Source organism: Sporolactobacillus mangiferae, assembly GCF_023336505.1.
Lineage (GTDB): Bacteria > Bacillota > Bacilli > Bacillales > Sporolactobacillaceae > Sporolactobacillus > Sporolactobacillus mangiferae.
This window is the reverse complement of record NZ_JAMAST010000001.1, coordinates 446,753-469,409: the sequence shown is the minus strand read 5'-3', so window position 1 is coordinate 469,409 and position 22,657 is coordinate 446,753. Positions and strand designations below refer to the sequence as shown.

General features: G+C 45.2%; 21 protein-coding genes and 1 other annotated feature. Of the genes, 9 read left to right on the top strand and 12 right to left on the bottom strand.

The window, feature by feature from the left end:
- Window positions 1–51: 51 nt before the first annotated feature.
- Window positions 52–705, top strand: coding sequence for a DUF1801 domain-containing protein (locus tag M3N64_RS02220; RefSeq protein WP_249096711.1), 654 nt, complete (start codon window positions 52–54; stop codon window positions 703–705).
- Between the two features lie 539 nt (window positions 706–1,244).
- Window positions 1,245–1,553, top strand: coding sequence for a coiled-coil domain-containing protein (locus M3N64_RS02215; RefSeq protein ID WP_249096707.1), 309 nt, complete (start codon window positions 1,245–1,247; stop codon window positions 1,551–1,553).
- Window positions 1,554–1,746: 193 nt separating this feature from the next.
- Here M3N64_RS02215 and M3N64_RS02210 read toward each other — a convergent pair whose 3' ends face one another.
- The 8 genes from M3N64_RS02210 to M3N64_RS02175 form a co-directional block, all read right to left on the bottom strand.
- The gene (locus tag M3N64_RS02210; protein WP_249096704.1) at window positions 1,747–2,691 is read right to left on the bottom strand and encodes a sensor histidine kinase; all 945 of its coding nucleotides are present in this window, start codon (window positions 2,689–2,691) and stop codon (window positions 1,747–1,749) included.
- Complete coding sequence (locus M3N64_RS02205; RefSeq protein WP_249096701.1) at window positions 2,678–3,328, bottom strand: response regulator transcription factor; 651 nt, start codon at window positions 3,326–3,328, stop codon at window positions 2,678–2,680. The genes M3N64_RS02210 and M3N64_RS02205 overlap by 14 nt, the downstream gene beginning before the upstream one ends.
- Before the next feature lie 102 nt (window positions 3,329–3,430).
- Window positions 3,431–5,455 (bottom strand): FtsX-like permease family protein, encoded by a 2,025-nt coding sequence (locus M3N64_RS02200; RefSeq protein ID WP_249096699.1) that lies wholly within the window; start codon window positions 5,453–5,455, stop codon window positions 3,431–3,433.
- A 1-nt stretch (window position 5,456) separates the two neighbouring features.
- Window positions 5,457–6,215: an ABC transporter ATP-binding protein gene (locus M3N64_RS02195; protein WP_249096697.1), complete on the bottom strand. Its 759-nt coding sequence runs from the start codon at window positions 6,213–6,215 to the stop codon at window positions 5,457–5,459.
- A 276-nt stretch (window positions 6,216–6,491) separates the two neighbouring features.
- The gene (locus M3N64_RS02190) at window positions 6,492–6,716 is read right to left on the bottom strand and encodes a helix-turn-helix domain-containing protein (RefSeq protein WP_249096694.1); all 225 of its coding nucleotides are present in this window, start codon (window positions 6,714–6,716) and stop codon (window positions 6,492–6,494) included.
- Window positions 6,717–6,726: 10 nt separating this feature from the next.
- Complete coding sequence (locus tag M3N64_RS02185) at window positions 6,727–7,206, bottom strand: DUF2975 domain-containing protein (RefSeq protein WP_249096690.1); 480 nt, start codon at window positions 7,204–7,206, stop codon at window positions 6,727–6,729.
- 261 nt (window positions 7,207–7,467) lie between these two features.
- Complete coding sequence (gene hisC, locus M3N64_RS02180) at window positions 7,468–8,529, bottom strand: histidinol-phosphate transaminase (RefSeq protein WP_249096687.1); 1,062 nt, start codon at window positions 8,527–8,529, stop codon at window positions 7,468–7,470.
- A gap of 354 nt (window positions 8,530–8,883) precedes the next feature.
- The gene (locus M3N64_RS02175; protein WP_249096683.1) at window positions 8,884–10,071 is read right to left on the bottom strand and encodes a metal-dependent hydrolase family protein; all 1,188 of its coding nucleotides are present in this window, start codon (window positions 10,069–10,071) and stop codon (window positions 8,884–8,886) included.
- A gap of 284 nt (window positions 10,072–10,355) precedes the next feature.
- Window positions 10,356–10,578, top strand: a binding site (T-box leader).
- Window positions 10,579–10,616: 38 nt separating this feature from the next.
- Between M3N64_RS02175 and thrS the strand changes: the two genes are divergently transcribed.
- Window positions 10,617–12,545 carry a threonine--tRNA ligase gene (gene thrS, locus M3N64_RS02170; RefSeq protein ID WP_249096680.1) on the top strand — a complete coding sequence of 643 codons (1,929 nt, stop codon included), beginning with the start codon at window positions 10,617–10,619 and terminating at the stop codon, window positions 12,543–12,545.
- A gap of 93 nt (window positions 12,546–12,638) precedes the next feature.
- Here thrS and M3N64_RS02165 read toward each other — a convergent pair whose 3' ends face one another.
- From M3N64_RS02165 to M3N64_RS02155, 3 genes are all read right to left on the bottom strand, one after another.
- On the bottom strand, window positions 12,639–13,631 hold the full coding sequence (locus M3N64_RS02165; RefSeq protein WP_249096677.1) for an acyltransferase family protein: 993 nt from the start codon (window positions 13,629–13,631) through the stop codon (window positions 12,639–12,641).
- 525 nt (window positions 13,632–14,156) lie between these two features.
- A complete protein-coding gene (locus M3N64_RS02160; RefSeq protein ID WP_249096673.1) occupies window positions 14,157–15,020 on the bottom strand; it encodes a TIGR03943 family putative permease subunit in 864 nt (287 codons plus the stop codon).
- 17 nt (window positions 15,021–15,037) lie between these two features.
- Window positions 15,038–16,081 (bottom strand): permease, encoded by a 1,044-nt coding sequence (locus M3N64_RS02155; RefSeq protein ID WP_249096670.1) that lies wholly within the window; start codon window positions 16,079–16,081, stop codon window positions 15,038–15,040.
- Window positions 16,082–16,283: 202 nt separating this feature from the next.
- On the opposite strand from M3N64_RS02155, the gene rpsN reads away from it, so the two are divergent.
- From rpsN to M3N64_RS02135, 4 genes are all read left to right on the top strand, one after another.
- Window positions 16,284–16,553 (top strand): 30S ribosomal protein S14, encoded by a 270-nt coding sequence (rpsN, locus tag M3N64_RS02150; protein WP_249096669.1) that lies wholly within the window; start codon window positions 16,284–16,286, stop codon window positions 16,551–16,553.
- 315 nt (window positions 16,554–16,868) lie between these two features.
- Entirely contained in the window at window positions 16,869–17,744 is an 876-nt protein-coding gene (locus tag M3N64_RS02145) for a metal ABC transporter solute-binding protein (protein WP_249096665.1), read from the top strand.
- A gap of 169 nt (window positions 17,745–17,913) precedes the next feature.
- On the top strand, window positions 17,914–18,684 hold the full coding sequence (locus M3N64_RS02140) for a metal ABC transporter ATP-binding protein (protein WP_249096657.1): 771 nt from the start codon (window positions 17,914–17,916) through the stop codon (window positions 18,682–18,684).
- A 55-nt stretch (window positions 18,685–18,739) separates the two neighbouring features.
- Entirely contained in the window at window positions 18,740–19,549 is an 810-nt protein-coding gene (locus M3N64_RS02135) for a metal ABC transporter permease (RefSeq protein ID WP_249096908.1), read from the top strand.
- 84 nt (window positions 19,550–19,633) lie between these two features.
- Here the strand turns inward: M3N64_RS02135 and M3N64_RS02130 are convergent, their stop codons facing one another.
- Window positions 19,634–20,515 (bottom strand): CvfB family protein, encoded by an 882-nt coding sequence (locus tag M3N64_RS02130; RefSeq protein ID WP_249096655.1) that lies wholly within the window; start codon window positions 20,513–20,515, stop codon window positions 19,634–19,636.
- A 302-nt stretch (window positions 20,516–20,817) separates the two neighbouring features.
- Here M3N64_RS02130 and M3N64_RS02125 point away from each other — a divergent pair, with 302 nt between their 5' ends.
- Together M3N64_RS02125 and M3N64_RS02120 are read left to right on the top strand one after the other, a co-directional pair.
- On the top strand, window positions 20,818–21,543 hold the full coding sequence (locus M3N64_RS02125) for a Crp/Fnr family transcriptional regulator (RefSeq protein WP_249096642.1): 726 nt from the start codon (window positions 20,818–20,820) through the stop codon (window positions 21,541–21,543).
- A gap of 86 nt (window positions 21,544–21,629) precedes the next feature.
- Window positions 21,630–22,556 (top strand): thermonuclease family protein, encoded by a 927-nt coding sequence (locus M3N64_RS02120; protein ID WP_249096636.1) that lies wholly within the window; start codon window positions 21,630–21,632, stop codon window positions 22,554–22,556.
- The last annotated feature ends 101 nt before the right edge of the window (window positions 22,557–22,657 follow it).

Here is a 22,657-nt window from a genome sequence, read left to right as displayed (position 1 = left end):
TACTGGAAATCATTCCATTAATCGAAAATTCATAGAGAAAGGTGTCCCCCAATGGCTGAACATAATACAAATCCTAGGGTTGATGAATTTTTAACGAAACCAAGCAAGTGGACGGAATGTTACGCGCGGCTCAGAACGATCGTTCTTGAATGCGGGTTGACTGAAGACTTTAAGTGGATGCACCCTTGCTATACGGTCAATGGAAAAAATGTCGTGCTCATTCATGGTTTCAAAGATTATTGCGCGCTGCTGTTTCACAAAGGGGCTTTGCTGAAGGATGCCCGTGGCATTTTGATTCAGCAGACCGAAAATGTCCAGGCGGCGCGCCAGATTCGCTTTACCACAGTGCAGGAAATTGAGTCTCTGGAAGACGTGATTAAGGATTATATTCGTGAAGCAATTGATGTTGAAAAAGCGGGCCTGGAGGTAAAGCTTAAGAAGCGAGCGGAAGTCAGCATTCCTGAAGAACTGCAAAGTAAGTTTGAAGAACTGCCTGAATTAAGGCCTGCTTTTGACGCGTTGACACCGGGACGGCAAAAAGCCTATATTTTTCATTTCTCGCAAGCGAAACGATCGGCCACTCGGACAGCACGAATTGAGAAAAGTGTGCCAAGAATCCTCAAGGGAAAAGGATTAAATGATTGTATATGCGGACATTCGAAAAGGTATCCGAATTGTGATGGTTCGCATAAGTTTTTTCAATAAACGTGAAAAAGGCGGCTTTGTTCCAAGTAAATAAAATATATGATTTTGACCCATATGAAAACCAATAAACCAGTGTCTGACCGAGATTCAAAGCGGAGGTACGCTGGCGCCTGCGGGATCAGCGAGCCAGGGATACCCGCAGGAATTTGCCTGCCCGTGGAGGCTTCCGGATCGCCAGTGGCAAGCGAGCAGCTGAAGCGCCGATTCAGTACTGTAAAGGCATGAACCCAGTTCGATTACAGAGTAAAAGGAACTTCCACTAATGTAGGGAATTTTCAATAGCTATAAGGAACTTTCGCTGGTTGAAAAGGAACTTCCACTAATGTAAGGAACTTTTTTAATAACTATAAAGAACTTTCGCTAAGTGCGCATATGTCCTGTATGCAACGCGAAAGCCATCACATCCTGTGAAAGTGTGCCATGGCGTTTTTGCCCGGTTTTCTAAATGTGGTCAAATGGGTTGTAAGAAAGCCTGACTATGTTCTTGCTGGATTCATTGGCCAGCTGTTATTATAGAGCGAAAGGGGGGGGGGTTAACTATGTCTGAGGAACTGAACATGATCATGCAGGCGATTAAAGAAGTGGACGCGAACGTTAAGGGTATGCGCGTTGAGATGGACGAGATGAAACAGGATATTGTTGAGATGAAACAAGAAATTACTGAAATGAAACAAGACATTACTGAAATGAAACAAGATATAGCGGATATTAAGCATGAACTGAAAAAAACGAATCGGCGATTGGATGACATGTATGAAGACTTGTCTGATCAGATTAAAATGGTTCATGATGAGCACTGGGAAACGCGTAAAGAGGTTCTGAAACTCAAAAAGAAAATTGATATGTGATACAACCCAACCACCCTCCTTCCATGAATGAACAGATTCTCTCTATGTTTGAGTGTCTCTCTGTACGGCGATGATTCGTGTATATATTTGTTCTGCAACGATTTAATCCACGTCAGATTTCTTCAATAAAGAACGCCCACTTTGTTTAAATGGCTTTGAATGGTTCACAATTAGTAAAAAACAATGATACGGTTCAGTCATCAGGCGCTGCGTCTTTTTGTATGGTCACAGTCGTCCCCTTATCAATTTCGGAGTCAACATGAATGCGCAAAGAAAGGCGGTCGGCCACTTCTTTTGCCAGAAAGAAGCCGAGACCGGTTGCTTTTTTGTCGCGGCGGCCGTTGTAGCCGGTGAAGCCATGCTCGAACAGGCGCGGCAGATCCTCTTTTAAGATACCGATGCCTGTGTCGCTTATTTGAATGGCGTCGGTGGAGATACCAATGGTGACATGGCCTGTCTCAGTATATTTAACGGCATTGCTGATGATTTGTTCGAGGGCGAAGGAAAGCCATTTCTCGTCCGTAGTCCACAGAGCTTCTCCATTGATCGATACACTGAGTCCTTTTCGGATAAACAGCGGCGCGAACTTGCGCACGATTGCCTGAATCAGCGGTTTTAACGGTACATGAGTAAAGCGGTAGTCGGTTTGCTCGTGGTTCAGGCGCAGATAATGGAGCAGCATGTCCAGATAATTCTCCAGTTGAAATGTCTGATCTTTCAATTCGTCTCGCGTAAATTCTCCGGTCTGTCCCATCAAATCGAGGACCGAAAGCGGTACTTTCATCTGGTGGCTCCACATACGCACGACATCGGTTAAGTCTTCATCGAACTGCTTGATCCGTGACAGCTTGTTTTCGTAGTATTCCTTTTGTTCATCCAGCAGGCGAAGCATATCCTTTTCCGCAGTGGACTCTGGTTCTAATTCGATATGCGGAACGACTTGCTGGATGCGTTCGTGGTGGCGGCGCAGACACTGATAGTAGTCATAAGCGCTGAAAATGGTGAGAACGGTGGCACCGAACAGCAGGGCGGACCAGAATACACGCATGGGCAGGGCCCATAGATAAAAGGTCAGACTGATGACTGTGACAATCACAAGGATGGCATAAATATAATATTTCCGTTCACGCCAGTACATAGCCGACACCTCGCACGGTTCCAATATGGTCGAAGCCGAGAGCACTCAGTTTCCTGCGCATGCGGGCGATGTTGACCTGCAGTGCATTGGCATCCATATATTCATCTGATTCCCAGAGCCTTCCGAGCAGTGTGTCTTTGGCTACAGTCTGATTAGGGTGCTCGAATAAGATGCGCAGCAGCTTGGCCTCGGTTGGTGTCAGTTCCACTTTAGCCGTTCCTTTTTTCAGTTCCGTTCCTTCAAGTACAAATCCGTTGAAGGTCAGCTGAGCCTGTGAAAAACTGTACGTTCGGCGTAGCAGGGCATTGATTTTCGCTTTCAGCAGCTCGACTGAAAACGGTTTGGTCACATAATCATCTGCACCCATGTTCATCGCCATGACCTGATTCATTTCATCATCCGCAGAACTGAGAAAGATGATCGGAGTGGTCGCTTTCCTGCGGATTTCAGTCGTCCAGTAAAAGCCATTAAAATAAGGCAACGTAATGTCCATTAAAATTAAGTCCGGTGCTTCTGATTCTATTTCCTGGCGGACGCTGCGAAAATTCTGAACAGCCACCATTGTATATTCCTCAAGTGCAGAGGTCAGCTGCTTCACAATTGCTGCATCGTCTTCTACAATGAAAATTTTAGTCATCCAAAAAACTCCTAGTCAATCGGTTACCTTCATTCTACTGATTTTAAAGGTGCAGGACAAATGCGAAAAGGACACCCCAATCATGGGATGCCCTTTGAACGTTCATCGTTCAACAATTCGATAATACGCCCGGCTTGTTTGTTTGTAGATCAGATAGTAAATCACGGCGACAACGGTGATAGTACCGGTACTGGTCAGAAGCAGCAGGCCGAGTCGTGTAGGCCCGAATAAATTGATCAGCTTTTGAATCATGATAAAGGCGAAGCCAAAGTGGATGATGGCAACAGTGATTGGCAGAAAAAACACGAGCAGAACCTGTGAGCGAATCGTTTGCCGCACTTCCGCACCACTCAATCCGACTTCCTGCAGGATTTCAAAGCTGCGCTTGTCCTGTTCCCCTTCAGAAATCTGCTTATAGTAGATGATCAATGCGGTCCCGAGGATAAAAGTGAACCCTAAGACGAGTCCGATAAACAGGAATCCGCCGGCAAAAGACAGGAAACGCTCGTGCAAGTCATCATAGCTTTGCAGAGTCGGCGGCATGCCGGCAAGCGTTTTCGCTTCGCCACGATCATCCTGATCAATGTCCGTCTCTGAATTCTGGGTGCTCTGAATCGGCCTGTCTCCGTTCGCACGATAATAAGACAATGCGGTTTGAAGTTTCTTTACGTCCTTCGCCGGTATATCTGCGCTGATGGTCGTATCGAATCCGAGTTTGTTCTGCCCGCCGGCCGCTTTGCCTGCATCGTCCAGGATGGGCTGAATCTGTGCTTTCGAATTGACGATCAGAATCAGCCAGTTTGACGCTGTCATACTGATTGATGGGAAATTGCTGATTCCGTAGATTGTGTCTTTTATTTCAAATGTGTGATTCCCAAATGTTGCGCTGTCATCATTAAAACGGCCGACCGCCGGATAAGCAATGGCTTCATTGCCATGTAAATGAACTTTTTTCCCGGTCAGCTGCTCGTAGGTGTCTGCGGTCATAAAATTTACCATTGTCAGAGTGGAAAGTGTCTGTTTATTCTCAAATGTACCGTCTTTCATTGATCCAATCAGGCTGTTCGACATTTCGTAGACGATTTTATGCTTCAAAGGGACTCCGTTTTTTTCCGCTACCTTGTCTACGAGCGCATTGCTTCGCTGCTCGGTCGAATTGACATTAATAATTGTATTCTGAACGAAATAGTCATCAAGAAATCCGTTAATACTGGAATACAGGCCGACCGTGGTTGCCAGAGTGACGAACGTCATGGTTACCAGTACCGTAATATTTGCCAGCCCGACTGCGTTTTGTTTCATGCGGTAGAGCATGCTTGAAACAGTAATAAAATGCTTGGGCTGATAATAATAGTTTTTATTTTTTTTCTGCCGTTTCAGCAGCCAGATCGTGAAGCTCATATAGAAGAGCAGCGTGCCGACGATAACAAACAGCACGGCGATAAAAAATTTCGTCAGCGCGTCAAGCGGGGAAGTCACCGTAACGGCAAGATAATAACCGGTCATGAGACAAAGGATGCCAAGCCATGCGAGAATGGCGCGTGATTTTGGCTCTTTCTCCCCTTTATTTGCGTTCTTCAGCAAATCAAGGCTTGACTTGCGCCGAATCGAGAAGCTGCCGATAGCCATCAGCAGCAGATAAATCAACGCAAAAGCTGCAGCTACAATGATAACCGCCAGTGGACTCCATTGCAGCTCAAAGTAATTTTCACCAAGCAGACGCACTAAAATAAGGTATAAAAATTTGGCGAAAACAATACCCAGAAGCGTTCCGGCGACAATGGTTGCGGCGAACATGATGAACAATTCCAGCACGGAAATCCGTATGATCTGCCGCTTTTTCAGTCCGAGAATGTTATAAAGTCCGAATTCTTTCGTTCTTCGTTTCAGTAAAAATCGGTAACTGTAGACCATAAAAATTGCTGCAAAGAGTGACAGAACGACCAGACCGAGACAGAGCAGCAGCGACAGGCTTGAAGAACCTTTCAGATTTTTTAAACTCGGGCTCAGCAAAATCGTTGCGACCATCAGGTTCATCATAAACATCACAACACTTGACAGCGCGAACGGAAGAAAATTGCTGATGGATTTACGGATGTTACGGCTCGCTAATTTGAAATAAAACATGTTACCGCACCTCGGTTCCAAGCAGGTTGGTCATCGTCATGCTGATCTCCTGCATAAAATCGGATGACTCTCGATTGGCCCGGTACAGCTGATGAAAAATGAGACCGTCTTTAATGAACAGCACGCGTTTTGCGTGACTTGCGGCAATGGCGGAGTGCGTCACCATCAGAATTGTCTGTCCGGTTGCATTGATTTCTTCCAGAAGGGTGAGCAGTCTTTCACTGTTTTTGAAGTCAAGCGCCGCGGTCGGTTCATCGGCAAGGACAATGTCCGGCTCGGTGATCAGTGCCCGTGTGATCGCCACACGCTGTTTCTGACCACCGGATAATTCAAATGGCTGTTTGCTCAGCAAATCAGTGATGGCGAGTCTTGGGGCCAGTTTTTCCAGACGCTCCTCCATCACGTGGATTTTCTTTCGCCCAAGAACGAGCGGTAAGTAAATATTATCGCGAATAGACAGCGTATCAAGGAGATTGAAATCCTGAAAGACAAAACCGAGATGCGAACGCCGGAATTCTGCGAGCTTGTTTTCTTTTATCTTCGTTACATCCCGACCGCTCAGCAAAACGGATCCGGAAGTCGGTTTCTCAAGGGTGGCCAATATGTTAAGAAGCGTGGTCTTTCCCGATCCGCTTTCCCCCATAATGGCGATGTATTCGCCCTCTTCAACACTGAAATTCACATCCCGCAGCGCAGTAGTTTTTTCTTTACTGAAGCGCGTCTGAAAAATTTTCTGCAAATGACTGACTTGTAATAACATTTTGTTTGCTCCCTGCCCATCGTTATTTGATAAGTTCAGTATACAAGGTGCCATACTTGCCACACTGACAGTTCCAGCATGTGAACTTACAGATCTGTCAGATTCATGCAGGCTGTTTTCTGAAATAAAGATTAGGGCACCTGGCTGTGAACGAAGGCAAAACGTCCACGCTGCAAGAAAGACACACAACGCGGAAGAACATTAATATTATATACTTTCTCATCGCATAGAAATAAAGCTGCCTGAATAGGCAGCTCGCGTGTTATGATACGTACTTTATGAATGGTTGCTGGTTTCGTCATTTTGATATTCCAGAATATCTCCGGGCTGACAATTGAGCGCCCTGCAAATACCTTCCAAGGTTGAAAAGCGAATGGCCTTGGCCTTTCCGTTTTTTAATATGGAAAGGTTGGCCATGGTTAGCCCGACTTTCTCGGAAAGCTCGGTGACGCTCATTTTCCGCTTTGCCAGCATGACATCCAGATGGATGATAATTGCCACGCACTTCACCTCATACCGTTAAGTCATTTTCTGATTTGATATCAATAGCATTCTTTAACAGCTTCTGAAGGACGGCGGCAAAGACCGCGACTACGACGCAGCCGAAAATAATCACCAGGACAACGATGATCAGACCGGGTGCATCGTCCGCATCCGCCATCAGATAAAAGAGCGGCATGAATAGCGTGTATAAAGCACCGATGGCAATGGCACAGTACTTGATCTTCTTTAAGGAGGTTACCGAACGTTCGGAAAATGCCTGATTTTCATCGATATAATTTAAAAGCTTTAAAGCCTGGTGCAGCGCTGCAAAATAGAAGACTGCAGTAACACAGAATCCGGCAAAAAAGGGATATTCCAAATAAGCGAGTCTTGGCATTAATACCGCAAAATAATGTGTGAACTTTGGTAACGCCAAAATGCACCAGGCAAGAACAGGAAGCCCTATGAGTATCACGGCGAACTTCAGAAAGCGTGTTTCATGTCTCATAAAAAGTCCCTCACAGAGTGATTTAATTTATAAGATTAAGAAGGTATTAAAACCCGGGTCCGTGCAAAAGGGGCATACATCAGCATCGGAAATACAGATCGGAGATTATGCCTGATCTTTTTTTATTTTAGCATGCCGTTTGCTGATTATCAATAAAATTTTATTAATAAACAATATACACGGACGCACCAACTGATTGGCATGGCGCAAGCCTCTACGATGGAAAAGTTCTTTTGAAAACGAAGTGGACAGATCCCGTATTCATGAGCTGAGAATATCGGTTAATGCGCGAATGAGCTGATCCATTTCTTCGTCAGTCCCGATCGTGATTCTCAGATAGTTTGAGATACGTGGCTGTTTGAAATAGCGTACAAGCACCCCACGGTCACGCAGTGCATGAAAAATCAGTTCAGCATTTACTTCCGTGTGGCTGGCAAAAATAAAGTTTGCCTGTGACGGGATAACATGAAAACGCATTTTTCGAAGCTGCTCAATTGTCTGCTCACGTGTGACCATAATTTTCTGCGCCATTTTCTTTGAGTAACCGTCATCATCAATAGCCGCAACAGCACCCGCAAGCGCAAGCCGATCAATGGTGTAAGAATTAAATGAATTTTTGACGGTATTTAGCCCATTGATCAGATCTTTCTGCCCTAAGGCAAAGCCAACGCGGATACCGGCGAGTGCCGAATATTTGGAGAGGGTGCGCACAATGAGCAGATTCGGATAATCTTTAATCAGCGGAACGGCCGATTTCCCGCCAAAATCAATGTAGGCTTCATCGATGATCACGACCCGATCCGGATGCGCATCAAGTATTTGCTGAATGGATGCAACAGGGAGTACACGGCCGGTTGGTGCGTTCGGATTCGGGATGACAGCGCCACCGTTTGGTTCGCAAAAAGCGCCAACCGGCAAAGTGAAATCATCATGCAGCGGAATAATTTTCGGGCTGAGCGAACACAGATTTGCATAGACCTTGTAAAAGCTGTACGTAATATCGGCAAACGCAACCGGGTTTTCGCGTGAAAAAAAGGTCATAAAGCTGAACGCGAGCACTTCATCCGAACCATTGCCAATGAATACCTGATCTGCTTCCAGCCCAAAGTGCCCGGCGATCTTTTTCCTTAGTTCATCGCAGCTCGGATCCGGATATAAGCGCAATTGACTGTTCGCTGCGTCTTTGATCGCTGCTGTTACGTTCACTGATGGAGGATAGGGATTTTCGTTCGTATTGAGCTTGACATATTTTTTATCCTTCGGCTGCTCACCTGGCACATAAGGATCAAGTTTCTGAACAAATGAATTCCAATAATTACTCATGAGTGCACCTCGCTTCATTCATCAAACGTAATTTCAGATCGAAAAATCTATTGAATGGGTCCATAGATTCTCTTTACTATTATGCAGTATTATTGAATAAAAGCAAAAAAATATAGAACTATTTGATTGCAGATTGTCACATTCTGAAGTGCTCATGTAACGCGCCTTATCCGGGCAAGAGCAGGCGATCCGTTCACTTAAAGGTACTTTCTGCAGCCGCTGAATTTTTGCGGATCACGGAAAAACATAGACTGGCGCCTATGCGATAAACCTTAGAAATTTCTTATAATAAAAAAGAAGCCAGACAAATACCATGGCTCCCTGAGACTGTTCATCCCATTTATTTTACACTGATTATTTAATTTCTTTTCCCTTTTTAAATACACGTTTTTCTTGCTGAATAACGGTAATGTCCTGCAATGGATTGCCACTGAGCACGATGAAATCGGCAAATTTTTCGGGTTCCAGACTGCCGTATTCCTGATTAATCTGCAGCAGTTCCGCTCCGTTGACTGTTGCTGCCTGAAGTGCCTGCAGCGGTGAGCAGCCTGCCTGGACCATCAGTTCCAACTCGAAGGCTGAGTCATTCTCGAAGTCATTGTTCGGCGTGCCGGCATCGGTGCCCATCGCCAGTCTGACACCAGCCTCAGCAGCTCTTCCAATGCTTTCCATATGCGCCCGTTTCACTTCACGGGCGACATCAAGCATGAAATCGGGCACCTGTCCGGCTCCGCGATCGGAAATGCCATACACGGCGATTAATGTCGGAACAATAAACGTGCCTTTCTCGAGAAACATTTGAATCGCTTCATCATCGAGGTAAAATGCATGCTCAACGGAATCGACACCGGCACGAAGCGCGTTTTTAATCCCTTCGGTGCCCTGCGCATGGGCATTTGCCGTTCGCCCTTTATGATGCGCTTCGGTAACTGCGGCGCGCATTTCTTCTTCGGTCAGTTGCACATCATCTGGCGATTCACCGCCGAACGAAACACCGCCGGTTGCCATGAGTTTAATATTATCCGCACCGTTTTTGAGCGCCTGCCGGGCAGCTTTTCGGGCTTCGTCAGGGCTGTCCACTTCATAACTGATCGTACAGAAATGCCCGCCTGTCATGGCGAGCGGCCGCCCGGATGCGCAAATACCCGGAGATACGATGTGACCGCCTTTTTCGAGTCTGGAAAGCTGAATGTCAACGTCAAAGTCAGCACCGACATCACGTATGTAAGTCACGCCGTGTTTCAGCAGGCTTTCAAGATTATCAAGTGCGATTTTGGCAGCAACAACGGGAGTCAGTTTGGGTGAGCCAAGCGCATCCAGCTTTCCAGAGACATCGGATGTAATGTGCGTATGTGCGTTAATGAGACCGGGCATCACAAATCGGTGCTCTAAATCGACTGTACGATCTGCTTTGCCAGGCAAACCGTTGTCTGCCTCCACAATTTTTCCTGTCTCGTCATCGACAATAAGCGATGCGTTGGCGTCAAAATGGTCCTTTTTTCCACTAAACAATGAAAAGTTGTGATACAGTGTGGTGGTCATGGTTGTACCCCCTTCAAAGATTGGATTGAAAAATCTCAAAAATGTTAAATTTATAATAATTTATACTCTTGATAATAGTTTATCAATAAACGGCGAGCTTTCAATCCTTTTTTTATATATTGCAAGAAACATTCAGAAGAAAGGGTGTCAATGGGTTGGCAACATTCTGTAAATGAATATTTTTATTCGTTCATGTAACAGAGTCTGTAAAAAAGAACGATCTTTTTTTGACATGACTTGCACTTATGGGTCGAAACGCATACAATGAAAGAAAAATAATAATCAAAAAAGCGAAGAAAAGGACAACAGCCGTTGCAGCCGTTTCTAGAGAGGGAAGGATTGCTGGAAACTTCCCAGCAGGGCACAATGGACTTACCGCCTTGGAGCTTCAGCGCCGAACGTTAAGTAGCCGCTGACGGCACAGCCGTTATTCGATCAAGTGCCGCCGTGTTCATGTACAGGGCGGAAGCAAGGGTGGAACCACGAGCACAAGCACTCGTCTCTTATTGAGGCGGGTGCTTTTTATTTTCAAAGGAGTGAAAGTCATGTCATCTGTTTCATTAACGTTCCCGGATGGAAAAGTACAGGAGTTTCCTAAGGGCGTCACAGCCGAACAAGTAGCTGAATCGATCAGTACAAGCTTAAAGAAAAAAGCGGTTGCCGGAAAAGTTGACGGCAAACTCTATGATCTGACACGGCCCATTGAGGAGAATGCAGCAGTCGAAATCGTTACTCAGGATTCCGAAGAGGGTCTGGAGATCATGCGCCACAGTTGCGCGCACTTGCTTGCGCAGGCATTAAGACGCCTCTATCCGGATGTTAAGCTGGGCATCGGTCCGGTCATTAAGGATGGATTTTACTATGATGTCGATATGGAGCATTCCCTTTCGAAAGAGGATTTCCCTAAAATAGAAAAAGAAATGAAGAAGATCATCAGTGAAAATCTTCCAATCACGCGTAAAGAGGTCAGCCGCGAGGAAGCCACTGACATTTTTACGAAGCTGAATGATTATCTGAAACTGGAATTAATTCGTGACCTTCCCGATGATGCAACAATTACAATCTACACTCAAGGTGAGTACGTGGACCTTTGCCGCGGACCGCATCTTTCGTCTACAGGAAAAATTAAAGTGTTTAAGCTGATGAACGTATCCGGCGCGTATTGGCGGGGAAGCAGCGACAATCAAATGCTGCAGCGCATTTACGGAGTCGCTTTTCTGAAACAGAAGGATCTTGATGCGCATCTGCATTTCCTTGAAGAGGCTGCCAAGCGTGATCACCGCAAACTCGGTAAGCAGCTTGAACTGTTCATGTTCTCGGAAGAAGCGCCGGGCATGCCGTTCTATCTGACAAACGGCCAGATTATTCGCACAGAACTCGAGGATTTTTCGCGCGAACTGCAGCGTCAGGTGGATTATGACGAAGTGCGGACACCGCTGATGATGAACCAGCGACTATGGGAAAATTCCGGTCACTGGGATCACTATCATGAGAACATGTATTTCACGAAAGTAGACGATGTGAATTATGCGCTCAAACCGATGAACTGTCCGGGGCACATGCTGATTTATAAAGACACCCTCCATTCGTATCGCGATCTGCCGATTCGGATCGCTGAATTCGGCCAGGTGCATCGTCATGAACTGAGCGGTGCGCTGAACGGAATGCTCCGTGTCCGGACATTCTGCCAGGACGATGCACACATTTTCGTACGTCCGGATCAGATCGAGAGCGAGATCAAGAACATTTTCCAGCTGATCGGTAAAATATACAGTACGTTTGGTTTTGAATACACAGTCGAGCTGTCGACAATGCCCGAAGATCATATGGGCAGCCTGGAGCTGTGGCAGCAGGCGGAAGCAGGACTGAAGCATGTGCTCGAAGCGATCAATCAGCCTTACACGATCAACGCTGGTGACGGAGCGTTCTACGGACCGAAAATTGACTTCCATATCAAGGATGCAATTGGACGCGAGCATCAATGCGCGACGATTCAGCTTGATTATCAGATGCCTGAGAAATTCGACCTGACATACATTGACGAGAATAATGAGAAGGTTCGGCCGGTTGTCATTCACCGCGCCATTTACGGATCGCTTGACCGTTTCTTTGCGATTCTGATCGAGCACTTTGCCGGTGCATTCCCGACCTGGCTTGCACCGACACAGGTCCAGCTGATTCCGGTTGCCGATGTGCATATTGATTATGTGAAGAAGCTTGTGACGGACATGAAGAAGGTCGGTATTCGTGCTCATGCGGATCTTCGCGGCGAGAAACTCGGTTATAAAATTCGTGATGCCCAGACGCATAAAATTCCTTATATGCTCGTCATCGGCGATCAGGAAATTGAGCAGAATGCCGTGAATGTTCGCAAGTACGGCGAACAGGAATCCAGAACTGTTTCTTATGAAGATTTCAAATCGGCGATTCTTGAAGAAATCAGAAACAGAGTGACCAAGCTCGTTAAAGCTTAATGTGATATAAGGAAAACGCCGGCAGGAGATTCTGCCGGCGTTTTCTAGCAGGTGAAGAAAGTATCTCTTTTTTAACCTGTACAAACCAGCAAATCAGTTTTGCAGGTGTGGTATTTTCATTTCGATGATTGGTTTTGTGCATAGTCGTACAGGCCGACTGGCAAGAAAAGAGCAGAGTGCCAGTGATCCTGCAAAAAGAAAGGTGTACTGATACAGGGTGTCAATTTTTTCATAAATCGGAAACAGAGCCATTGTTTTAATGAAAAATCCATGCAGCAGGTAAATATACAACGTATTTTTACCTAAATGAGTAAATAAAAATTGTTTTTTAGGGATCAATGCCATAAACGCGAAAATAGTTATCGTGGTGATGGCATAGACGAATAAACGGACGAATCCGCCGGTACGATTGGACAAATCAAAGGCATGATACGATGAATCATGCAGCAGCCAGTCCTGAAGGTTCTGAGGGAAAATATAGAAACAGGCGAGATAGATGCCGACGAGTACAAAAATGCTGGCGATTCGCGCCGTTTTACGGGTCAACAGCTCTGAGAACTGTTCTTTCTTCAGCAGAAAACCGAGATAGAAAAAAGGAAAGAAAGCCAGTGTACGCGAAGCACTGTAGTCCGTTGAAATAGAATCAAAGAATCCTGCACAGACGCCAATCATAATCGCTGCTGGAAAACCGAATTTGCCAAGCTTTGCAAATGGTATGATCATCAGCTTCCAGCACAGAATACTGATCAGAAACCACAGTGTCCAATGCGGCGATACTAAGTCGATTTTAAAACTATGTTCATATCCGGTCATGTAATAGAAGTAAGAGTAAATAACCTGGAAGATGATATAAGGGATAAGCGTCTTTTTGACAACATTGCTTACGTATCCCTGTTTTTTGAAATGCTTGGAAAAATAGCCCGAAATTAGAATAAATGCGGGCATATGAAAAATGAAAATAAACGTGTACAGCGCATTGATAATCGGCATATCAGATTTCAGCTTGGTAAGACTGTGTCCGAAAACAACCAGTAAGATTAAGAAGAATTTGGCGTTATCGAAATAACTGTCTCTGACTTTCGTCATGATTTTCTTCTCTCCCTTAACATAAGTTTCAACAAAACGGTTCGTACCTTTTCAAGATAAAATTATGGTTGTCACTCATTCATTAACCAATTGCAAAGGGCACGTAATACTTGTAACCTTGTGCCGTTTCATTCGACGGCTCTGCATTTATTGTGACAAAAAACGATTAAAAGTTTCTTAAAAAACGGTGGTTAAAAAGATGGCGTTTTGCACACGCATTTGCTTGCTCATGGAACCAAATATCTTGGGTCGATATAAAAATCCACACAAAAATGCTCCTTGGTCATCTCTTGCTTTTGATTCCGAACCCTGTTCGGATCGAAGAGAAACAAAGAAGCAAAATATGTTATAGCATATCTGAAAGTCGGTTTCAATAGTTCTGGAATACGCTCTGCTAAGCCTTGTTTTTTGCCCTGCGTGTTAGCAAAAAGCAGAGAGAAGGGGGAAATAACATTAAAATGAAGTGGCAACTTAGATTAAGAAAGAAGATGATACAGCCTTTCAAATCCAATGGATAAACAGAATTCATTCCAGAAGAACACCGTTATCGTACACATAAGGATGGTCGGGCTCTTTTATCGGTTGAATGTTTGTTCTTGTAAGCACAGGTACGGCTGTTTTGGATTTACTGACGGTTTCCAGTGTGCCTGTAACTTGTATCCATGTATCTTTTTTTAAGGATGTGACAGATCCCTTGGTGCGAATGCCATAAACGGATGCATCAGCAATGCAGCAGGATATATCAAATCGTGCTGTGACAATTTCATTTGTGGGCGTATGCGAATCACGATAGACGACCCCCTTGAGAACCAGCTGCTTGCCCCTGAACGCAGAAGGGTCCTGTTCCAGGATATTAAGAATATATGTGTACTGTGCATCATCAACGACAATTTTCTGGCGCTTCAGAAGCTTTTGCTTTAACGCATCAAATTGCTCCTGGCTGATCGGGTTCCTTTGTGCACCTGCAGAAGTTGCGGTTTTCTTAACTCCTTTTTCTTGCCGCGCCGTTTGACTCGGGATCGCCTGTTTAAAGGAGCGATTACTGGCAATCGCACTCCCGAGTGTATAATGAGGAAATACGAAACCGGTGAGCACCGGCAGAAAAAACAGGCTGAAAAAAAGCAGCGAGTGCAATCCCTTCTTAGGCAGTGAGTGATGATGCTCACAATCGTCACAGTTGTCGTGGCGATGCGTGACAGGAGGAAGGACAAAATGTATAAGGCTGAGCAAAGCCAGGGCACCAATCGTGAATTGAGCATAGATCGCCAGTTTAGGTGCGAGATAATATTTCAGATCGCCATAATAGGAGATACGAAAAAGGAATAATGCCATGCCTCCAAGTACAATTCCGCGCAAATAATGATGTCTGCTGATCCGCCGTTCATCCATGAAGCAATCCTCCTGACTTATAATAACCAATCCATTAACTGGCACAGAGTATAGACCGATACAGAAGTCAGTATGAAAAAAGTGAAGACAAAGCGAGCCTTGAAAACGCCAAACAGCATCATTGTATTTTTAATATCCAGCATGGCACCGAATACAAGAAAGGCAGTAATGGCACCGGGCGTGAATACACCGGTAAATGAAGCACCCAGAAAAGCATCCGAGGTCGAGCAAACGGATAAAAGGTAAGCCAGTCCCATCATTGAAGCAGCACCCAGACCGGGGTTAGCACCAATTGATGTGAGCAGATGCTGGTTAAAGAAGGTTTGAAATGAACTGGCGATGATTGCTCCGAAAATAAAAAATTTAGCAGTATCAAAGAATTCATCACTTATATGCATCAGCGTGTCCTGCAGATTAAAATGAGTATGTTGATGTCCATGCTGATTCTGTTCATGCATATAAAAAGACTGCCAGCTGATCCTGTTTTCATGGCTGACTGATTCTCCTTTAAGAATTGAATATTGGCCGAACAGATGATAAACTGCAGCGCCGATAAACAGTGATGAAAGCAGCGCGATGGTCATGCGCCCATACAGGATAACCGGATTATTTTGAAAGGCATAGAAAGTTGACAGAAAAACAATGGGATTCAAGACGGGAATGGCAGCAATCATGACGATACCCAGATGCTGAGGAAGCCCTTTTTTAATCAGACTGCGGATAACCGGAATGATGGCACACTCGCAGACAGGGAATAACACGCCGGTCAGAGCTGCCGGAACCATGGCAAGAATCGTGCGGTGTCCGGAAAATAAGCGTTTAATCAGTTTCTGGCTTACAAAGGACTGGATGAGCACAGAGACAAAGGCACCGATTAATATAAATGGAAGTGATTCAATGATCATACTGAGAAAAATAGTGTTGAAGCTGTAAAATTGTGCAGGAATCTGTTTCGGTGTTATGCCATTGGTCCGCTCAGACAGAAGAACGAGAATAAAAAGAAAGATAAAGAAAGCAATGGTCATGGGATGACTCATTCGTTTCATACCGAATGTATTCATAATAGCCTGTCTCCTTTGCATTTTTGATTGCGTCGCAGAGTACGAATGGTTAGACAGTGGTTGGATGAGCTGTTTTAATCCCTATGACGCTAAATGAGAACTAGAACTCTTTTTACGTTCTTGCTTGCACTTCTGTACAATTGGTGGTTAAATAGAGAATACAAAACGTAATGATTACGATTAAAGAGGAAGGGACATCTCCATGGCAAAGAAATCAAAAATAATAAAGCAGCTGAAACGTGAAGCATTGGTTGCTAAGTATGCTGAACTGAGACGCGAACTGAAAGAGAAGAAAGATTATGAAGCATTGGCGAAACTTCCGCGTGATTCGTCACCGACACGGCTGCACAATCGCTGCCCGCTGACCGGACGTCCGCACGGATACATGCGCAAATTCAATATGTCACGTATCGCTTTTCGTGAATACGCTTATAAAGGCCAGATTCCAGGTATAAAAAAAGCGAGCTGGTGATCTGATGATCGATTCAGGAAAATGTTCATCGCTGTTATTTCAGATCTGTGAAACATTCGAGATGCATGGTATGTGCGGAAGCATTGGTAACAGGTAATCTTTTGACAAATTAAACCGTAATGATTACTATTTATATTTGTGATCGGTTGCAGCCTGGCAAATTTAAGGTGAAAACAAATGGACAATTTGCACTTGGTATGCTGCTGAACGAGGGGACGAAAGCCCGCCCTGTGATAAAAGATATTTAGTTTCGATTTAGAAAGCATGAATAATGGGGGAAAAACAATGAAGTGTATGCGTAAGAGTTATGGTCTTATGGGAATTCTGATTTTACTGGTGGGTATTTTAGCTGGATGCGGCAGCAACGCGTCATCGGAGAACGGCGGAACTTCAAAAAAAATAAACATCGTTGCGGCGGAAGATTTTTATGGGGAAGCAGCCGAAGCAGTTGGCGGTAAATATGTTAAGGTTACTTCAGTGATTAATAAGCCAAGTATGGACCCGCACGATTATGAACCCACAACAGGGGTGGCTAAAGCAGTCAGCCAGGCAGACGTTGTGGTGTACAACGGTATCGGTTATGACGGGTGGATGACCAAACTGGTTAATGCTGATGATCAGAAAGTCGTCCGGGTTGCTGAAGACGTTATGGGGAAAAAAGATGGCGATAATGAGCATCTATGGTATCAGCCGGAAACCATGCCGAAACTTGCGGATAAAATTGCTGATCAATTAGCGAAAGTTGATGCGAAGCATGCCGATGAATATAAAGAAAATGCGAAGAAATACAAGGAAAGCATTAAACCGGTCAAAGATAAGATTACAGAATTAAGTCAGAATGCCAATCAAAAGCTTGTCGATGTATCCGAACCCGTTTTCGACTATACTCTGGATGCACTCGGCTATAAGGTAGCGAACAACCATTTTGAACTGGCCGTTGAACAGGAATCTGATCCGTCACCAAAAGATGTTGCAGCAATGCAAAAAGATGTTAAAGAAAAACGAATTGCGTTCTTTGTCAGCAATATTCAGGAAATGAGTCCGACGGTTAAGAAAATCGTTACGCTCGCTGATCAGAATAAAGTACCTGTTATCGAAGTGACGGAAACGCTGCCGTCCGGTAAAAATTATAAAACCTGGATGCTTGATCAACTGAAGCAAATTGAAGATGCACAGAACAGCAGCAAGTAAATCGCCAGGATCATATCCTGCACGATTATTACAGCTTTCGTGCACTTGCTCTGTCTTTTTTCAGGCAGAGTGCAGAATAATACTTGACAAAACAAATCGGTATCATTACTATTTATCAGTACGGTTGAATAAAAAACGTCCGATAGACCGTGTGTGAGGAGGATTCCGGATGCTGCACAAGATTCAAATCGACAAGCTGGAAGTGAATTTTCATGGGGAAGAGATACTGAAAGATTTGTCGTTCTCTGTGCCGGCCGGACAAATGTTTGCGATTATCGGGCCTAATGGTGCCGGCAAATCAACCTTGCTGAAGTCAATACTTGGCTTGGTTCGTCCGCAGCATGGATCGGTAAGCATAGCCGGAGATCCAAAAAAAACGGTGATTGGGTATGTGCCGCAATCACGTATTATTGATGAGGAGACACCCATTAATGCAAAAGATTTTGTATCCTTGGGCTTGATTTCCAGAATGGTTCCCTGGCTGTCACGGCAGGAAAAAAAAGGTTTGAAAGAAATCATGCGCTTTACGGATACCGAGCGGCTCGCAAAGAAACCAATCGGTAAGTTGTCAGGTGGGGAACGACAGCGCGTATTTCTGGCTCAGGCACTTGTTCGCCGCCCTGACTTGCTGCTTCTTGATGAATCAACCGCGAATCTTGACCCGGATGCTCAAGTTCGCATGATGGCACTTGTCAAGAAGGCAGTAAAAGAATGGGGTGTCACAGTGCTGTTCATTTCCCATGATTTACGTCTGGTTCGGGACTACGCAGATCAGGTACTGATCATCGCTCGCGGATTTTACAAAACAGGGGCCACTGAGACCATTCTGGATGATGCGGCACTGCTGAAGCAAGTATTTGAATTGCCTGCTGAAGATGCAGGTTCAGGTCGCGATCCTCTGAATGCATCCGAAATGCCGCTTTCAGCATCTTCATCTTAACCGGGCATGCGGCGGTGCTGCTCAGGAAGATGAATGGAGGGACTTTTACTTGACCATGTTTCAATATGATTTCATACAGCATGCATTTATCGCTGGTACACTGATCGCCCTAATGTGCGGTGTCATGGGCGTATTTATTATTGCGCGCTCACTTTCGTTTATTGCGCATACAATCTCGCATATTGGCTTTGCCGGTGCAGCCTTTGCAGCCTTTGCAGGCATTGATCCGCTGATCGGATTATTGGCGTTTACGCTATTGGGCGCGGCAGGTGTCGGTCAGATGGGTGTGCGGATGTTTCGACGTGATGCGTCGGTCAGCGTGATCCTGAGTTTATCGCTTGGTCTTGGGATTTTTTTCCTTTCGATCGGAAATATTCAAGGTAACTATTCACGAACACTGCTGTTTGGCAGTGTTGTCGGTATCGATATGGCTGATATTTGGCAGATTGTAGCGATTACTTTTTTTGTGCTTTTAGTACTGGCTGCCGGATATCGCTGGCTCAAATTCGATTCGTTTGATCAGGTAGGTGCCCAGGCTGCCGGTTTGCCGATCCGCATGATTTCAATCGGTTTTTTGCTGCTGATGGCGGTCGCAACCAGTGTGACGGTGCAGATTGTCGGTGCACTTCTTGTTTTTGCGTTAATGACCGTTCCCGCGGCAGCTGCCAGACTTTACACACAGTCGATTGCCGGAATGATTGTGCTGTCGTCACTGATCGCTGTGCTTAGCGTCTGGTTCGGGCTTGTCGCCGGTTATTATACCAGTGCGCCAGTCAGTTTTTTCATTGTTGCCTTTGATGCCGCTTGTTATTTTCTTGGGACGGTTTACCATCGGTTAAGTGATCGACGGCAAATCGCGGCATAGAGCGAGCGTTCATCTGTTTTTAAGCAGGAACATCATCTTAATGACATGTTAACAGAGAATAATAAATATAAAATCAATGCCCGATCATGTTTCCGGATGATCGGGCATTGATTTTTTCAGATAGCTCCAGCCTTCTTTTTGATACAATCGATCTGCTTTCATGAGCTGGCCAAGCGCTTTCTTAAAATCACCTTTGCTGATGCCGAAGCGATCTCTGATATCTTCCGCCCTGCTTTTATCCCAATAAGGCATTGCACCATCACGATCTTCCATATAGTTGAGAATCTTTTCAGCATTTTCACCAATTCTTTCATAGCTTCGCGGCTTCAGAGAAAGGTTCAATCGCCCATCTTCTTTTACAGCGATAACGCGTCCGGAAACCGACTGTCCAAGTCGCAGAGGAGTGTCAATTTCATTGTTGTGAATAAAGCCAAGAAAGCCTTCCTCGGTAATGACATGTACCCCATCGTCGAGCAGACGATAGACTGTTGCCTGCACGTTTTTATTTTGCAATTCGGAAGGAGCCGGTTTGCCAGTTCCCTGAATAGCTGACTCATCTGCCAGACAGGCAAACAGGCGGTTTTTCTTATCCAGTTTCAAGCTGCAGTAGACATGGTCACCTGGCTGCGGCCAGTAAATCCACTCATCCGGAAGATCATCCTTGGAGAGCAGCAAGTCTTTCTTGATGCCGATATCAACAAATACACCGTATTTCTTGTGCAGAGACACAGCCTGGACCCAGCCGTATGTATCGAAACTGATTGAGGGGAGGGCGGTAGTTGCAGCGATTCTTCCCTGATGGTCCTGATAAAGGAAAACGGTGACTTTGTCTTTATCCGCTAAAGTTGCTCCTGTGTCATGCTCGTGAAGCAGGACTTCCTGGTCACCGCAGCTGAGAAAATAGCCGAACGGCGCTTTATGTGAAACCTCGAGGGTCGTAATCATTCCGGCAGTTAGTTGTGCCATATTGTTTCCTTCTTTCCTGACGGTGCTCTTTTAACTTCATTATAGCATGAGTCGGCCCATGCTTATTCACAGTCACAGTAGTTTCTTTGTCAATGGTCGAAATCCGTAAGGACTGGAGGATGAATTTCCAGGTAACATGTATGATTTTCGTCACACTTTTTTCGCCAATTTAAGAAAACATCTTGTATAATAAATACTAGGAAATAAAGTCTGCGCCATTGCCGGGGCTTCGTTATTGTTTTCCCCATCCATGCTTCACTCACAGCAGGATGCATCTTTTAGAAAATTAAGGGCGTGATGCTATGGAAGAGATCGCTTGCTTAAATCAGGACGGATTGACCAATACGTGTATGTTTTCAGAATCAAGCATGAATGCGCTGAAATCGATAATGGTCGAGACGACCTTCAAAAAAAACAGAAACATTTTCTGGGAAGGTGATTCTGCTGACAAGCTCTATTTCGTGCTGAAAGGGTGCATCAAAGTCTTCAAAACGGCTTATGACGGGAAAGACCTGGTCATGCATTATTTCATGGAAAATGATCTGTTCGGAGAAGTCAGCTGTCTCGGCAGTGTTGAAAACTCATTCACGGCGACGACTATGAGTGACTGCAGAATTGGCGTCATTAATGAAAAAGATCTCGAGCCGCTGCTGCTCACAAATGCGAGCCTGTCTTTTGAATTTCTCAAGTGGTCGGGTATGCTGGGACAGTTTACTCAGATCAAAATGCGCGATTTAATTTTCTATGGCAAAAATGGAGCACTCGCGTCAACATTGCTTCGCATGATTCACGGATTCAGCCGTACAGATGACAATGGTGATATTCACTATACCATCAGTTTAACCAATACGGATCTGGCTCAGCTGATTGGATCGACGCGCGAGACGGTCAACCGGATGCTGCAAGCATGGAAAAATGACGGGGCGATTGATTACTATCACGGTTCCATCGTGATTAAAGATTTAAAGTATATTAAGTCTATCTGCCATTGCGAAGATCGCTGTCCTCTTAATATCTGCCGCCTGTAATTACAGCGTTGATGATAATGCAAAACGGCCGTCTACGCCGACGGCCGTTTCTTATTGCCCAAAATTTTTAAAAAGGTGAATACATGATGAATCGAAAAAGTTTTTCCACAGAAAATCACGCGGCAAGGTTGGCAATCTTAAAAAACGGATGTTTACGGGCCTTTCTCAGCCTTTTAGTATGTGCTTTGTTATTCGGCTGTTCGGAAGAAGTGGGTACCGGCGCGACCGGTTCGAGTACGGCACCCGGTACGCATGCATCAGCGGTCAATGAAACGGCCGGCAGTTATACGAAAACAATTAGGATACCGGACAACGGTGTGACAGCTAAGGTCGTCAAAGTCATTGATGGCGATACCTTTGAAGTACTTTATAAAGGAAAAGTAACCACTGTGCGCGTGCTGTTGATTGATACGCCGGAAACACATCATCCGAAATTGGGTGTTCAGCCATACGGACCGGAAGCAAGCGCACATGCACATCAGCTGCTGGATGGCAAAAGGGTTACACTTGAGCTTGCAAAGGATGGGGCACGCGATAAATATGGCCGGCTGCTTGCCTATGTCTTTGTAGGCGGGCAGTCGTTTGAAGCACTGCAGCTGTCAGCTGGTCTGGCACGTGTTGCTTACGTGTATCCGCCCAACACAAAATATCTGAATCAGTTTCAGGCGATAGAGCAGCAGTCGCGTGCAAAAAAACTCAAAATCTGGGCGGTCAGCGGCTATGCAGCTTCAGACGGGTTCCATTCCGACGTGATGAAGGGGACGAAAGCATACAATGAGATACATAAGGACAGCAGTCATTCAGCTGTAAGTACTGAATCAAACATTTCCGGATCAGGACAATCTGCTCCGAATGCCCAAGGCAACTGCAGCGGATTAATTAAGGGAAACGTCTCATCACGAGGGAAAATATATCATATGCCATCCGATCCTTATTATAAAGTGACAAAAGCAGAAGTTTGTTTCAAAAACCGGAGCGACGCACAGCAGGCGGGGTTCCGTGCAGCACGATAAATAAGAAGATCACCAGTTGCGAAGGCATGCGGTGATCTTTTTATCTTACCAGGAACGTATTAGATTTTAAGGATGATTAAAGTACGGTACTAATTTCAATT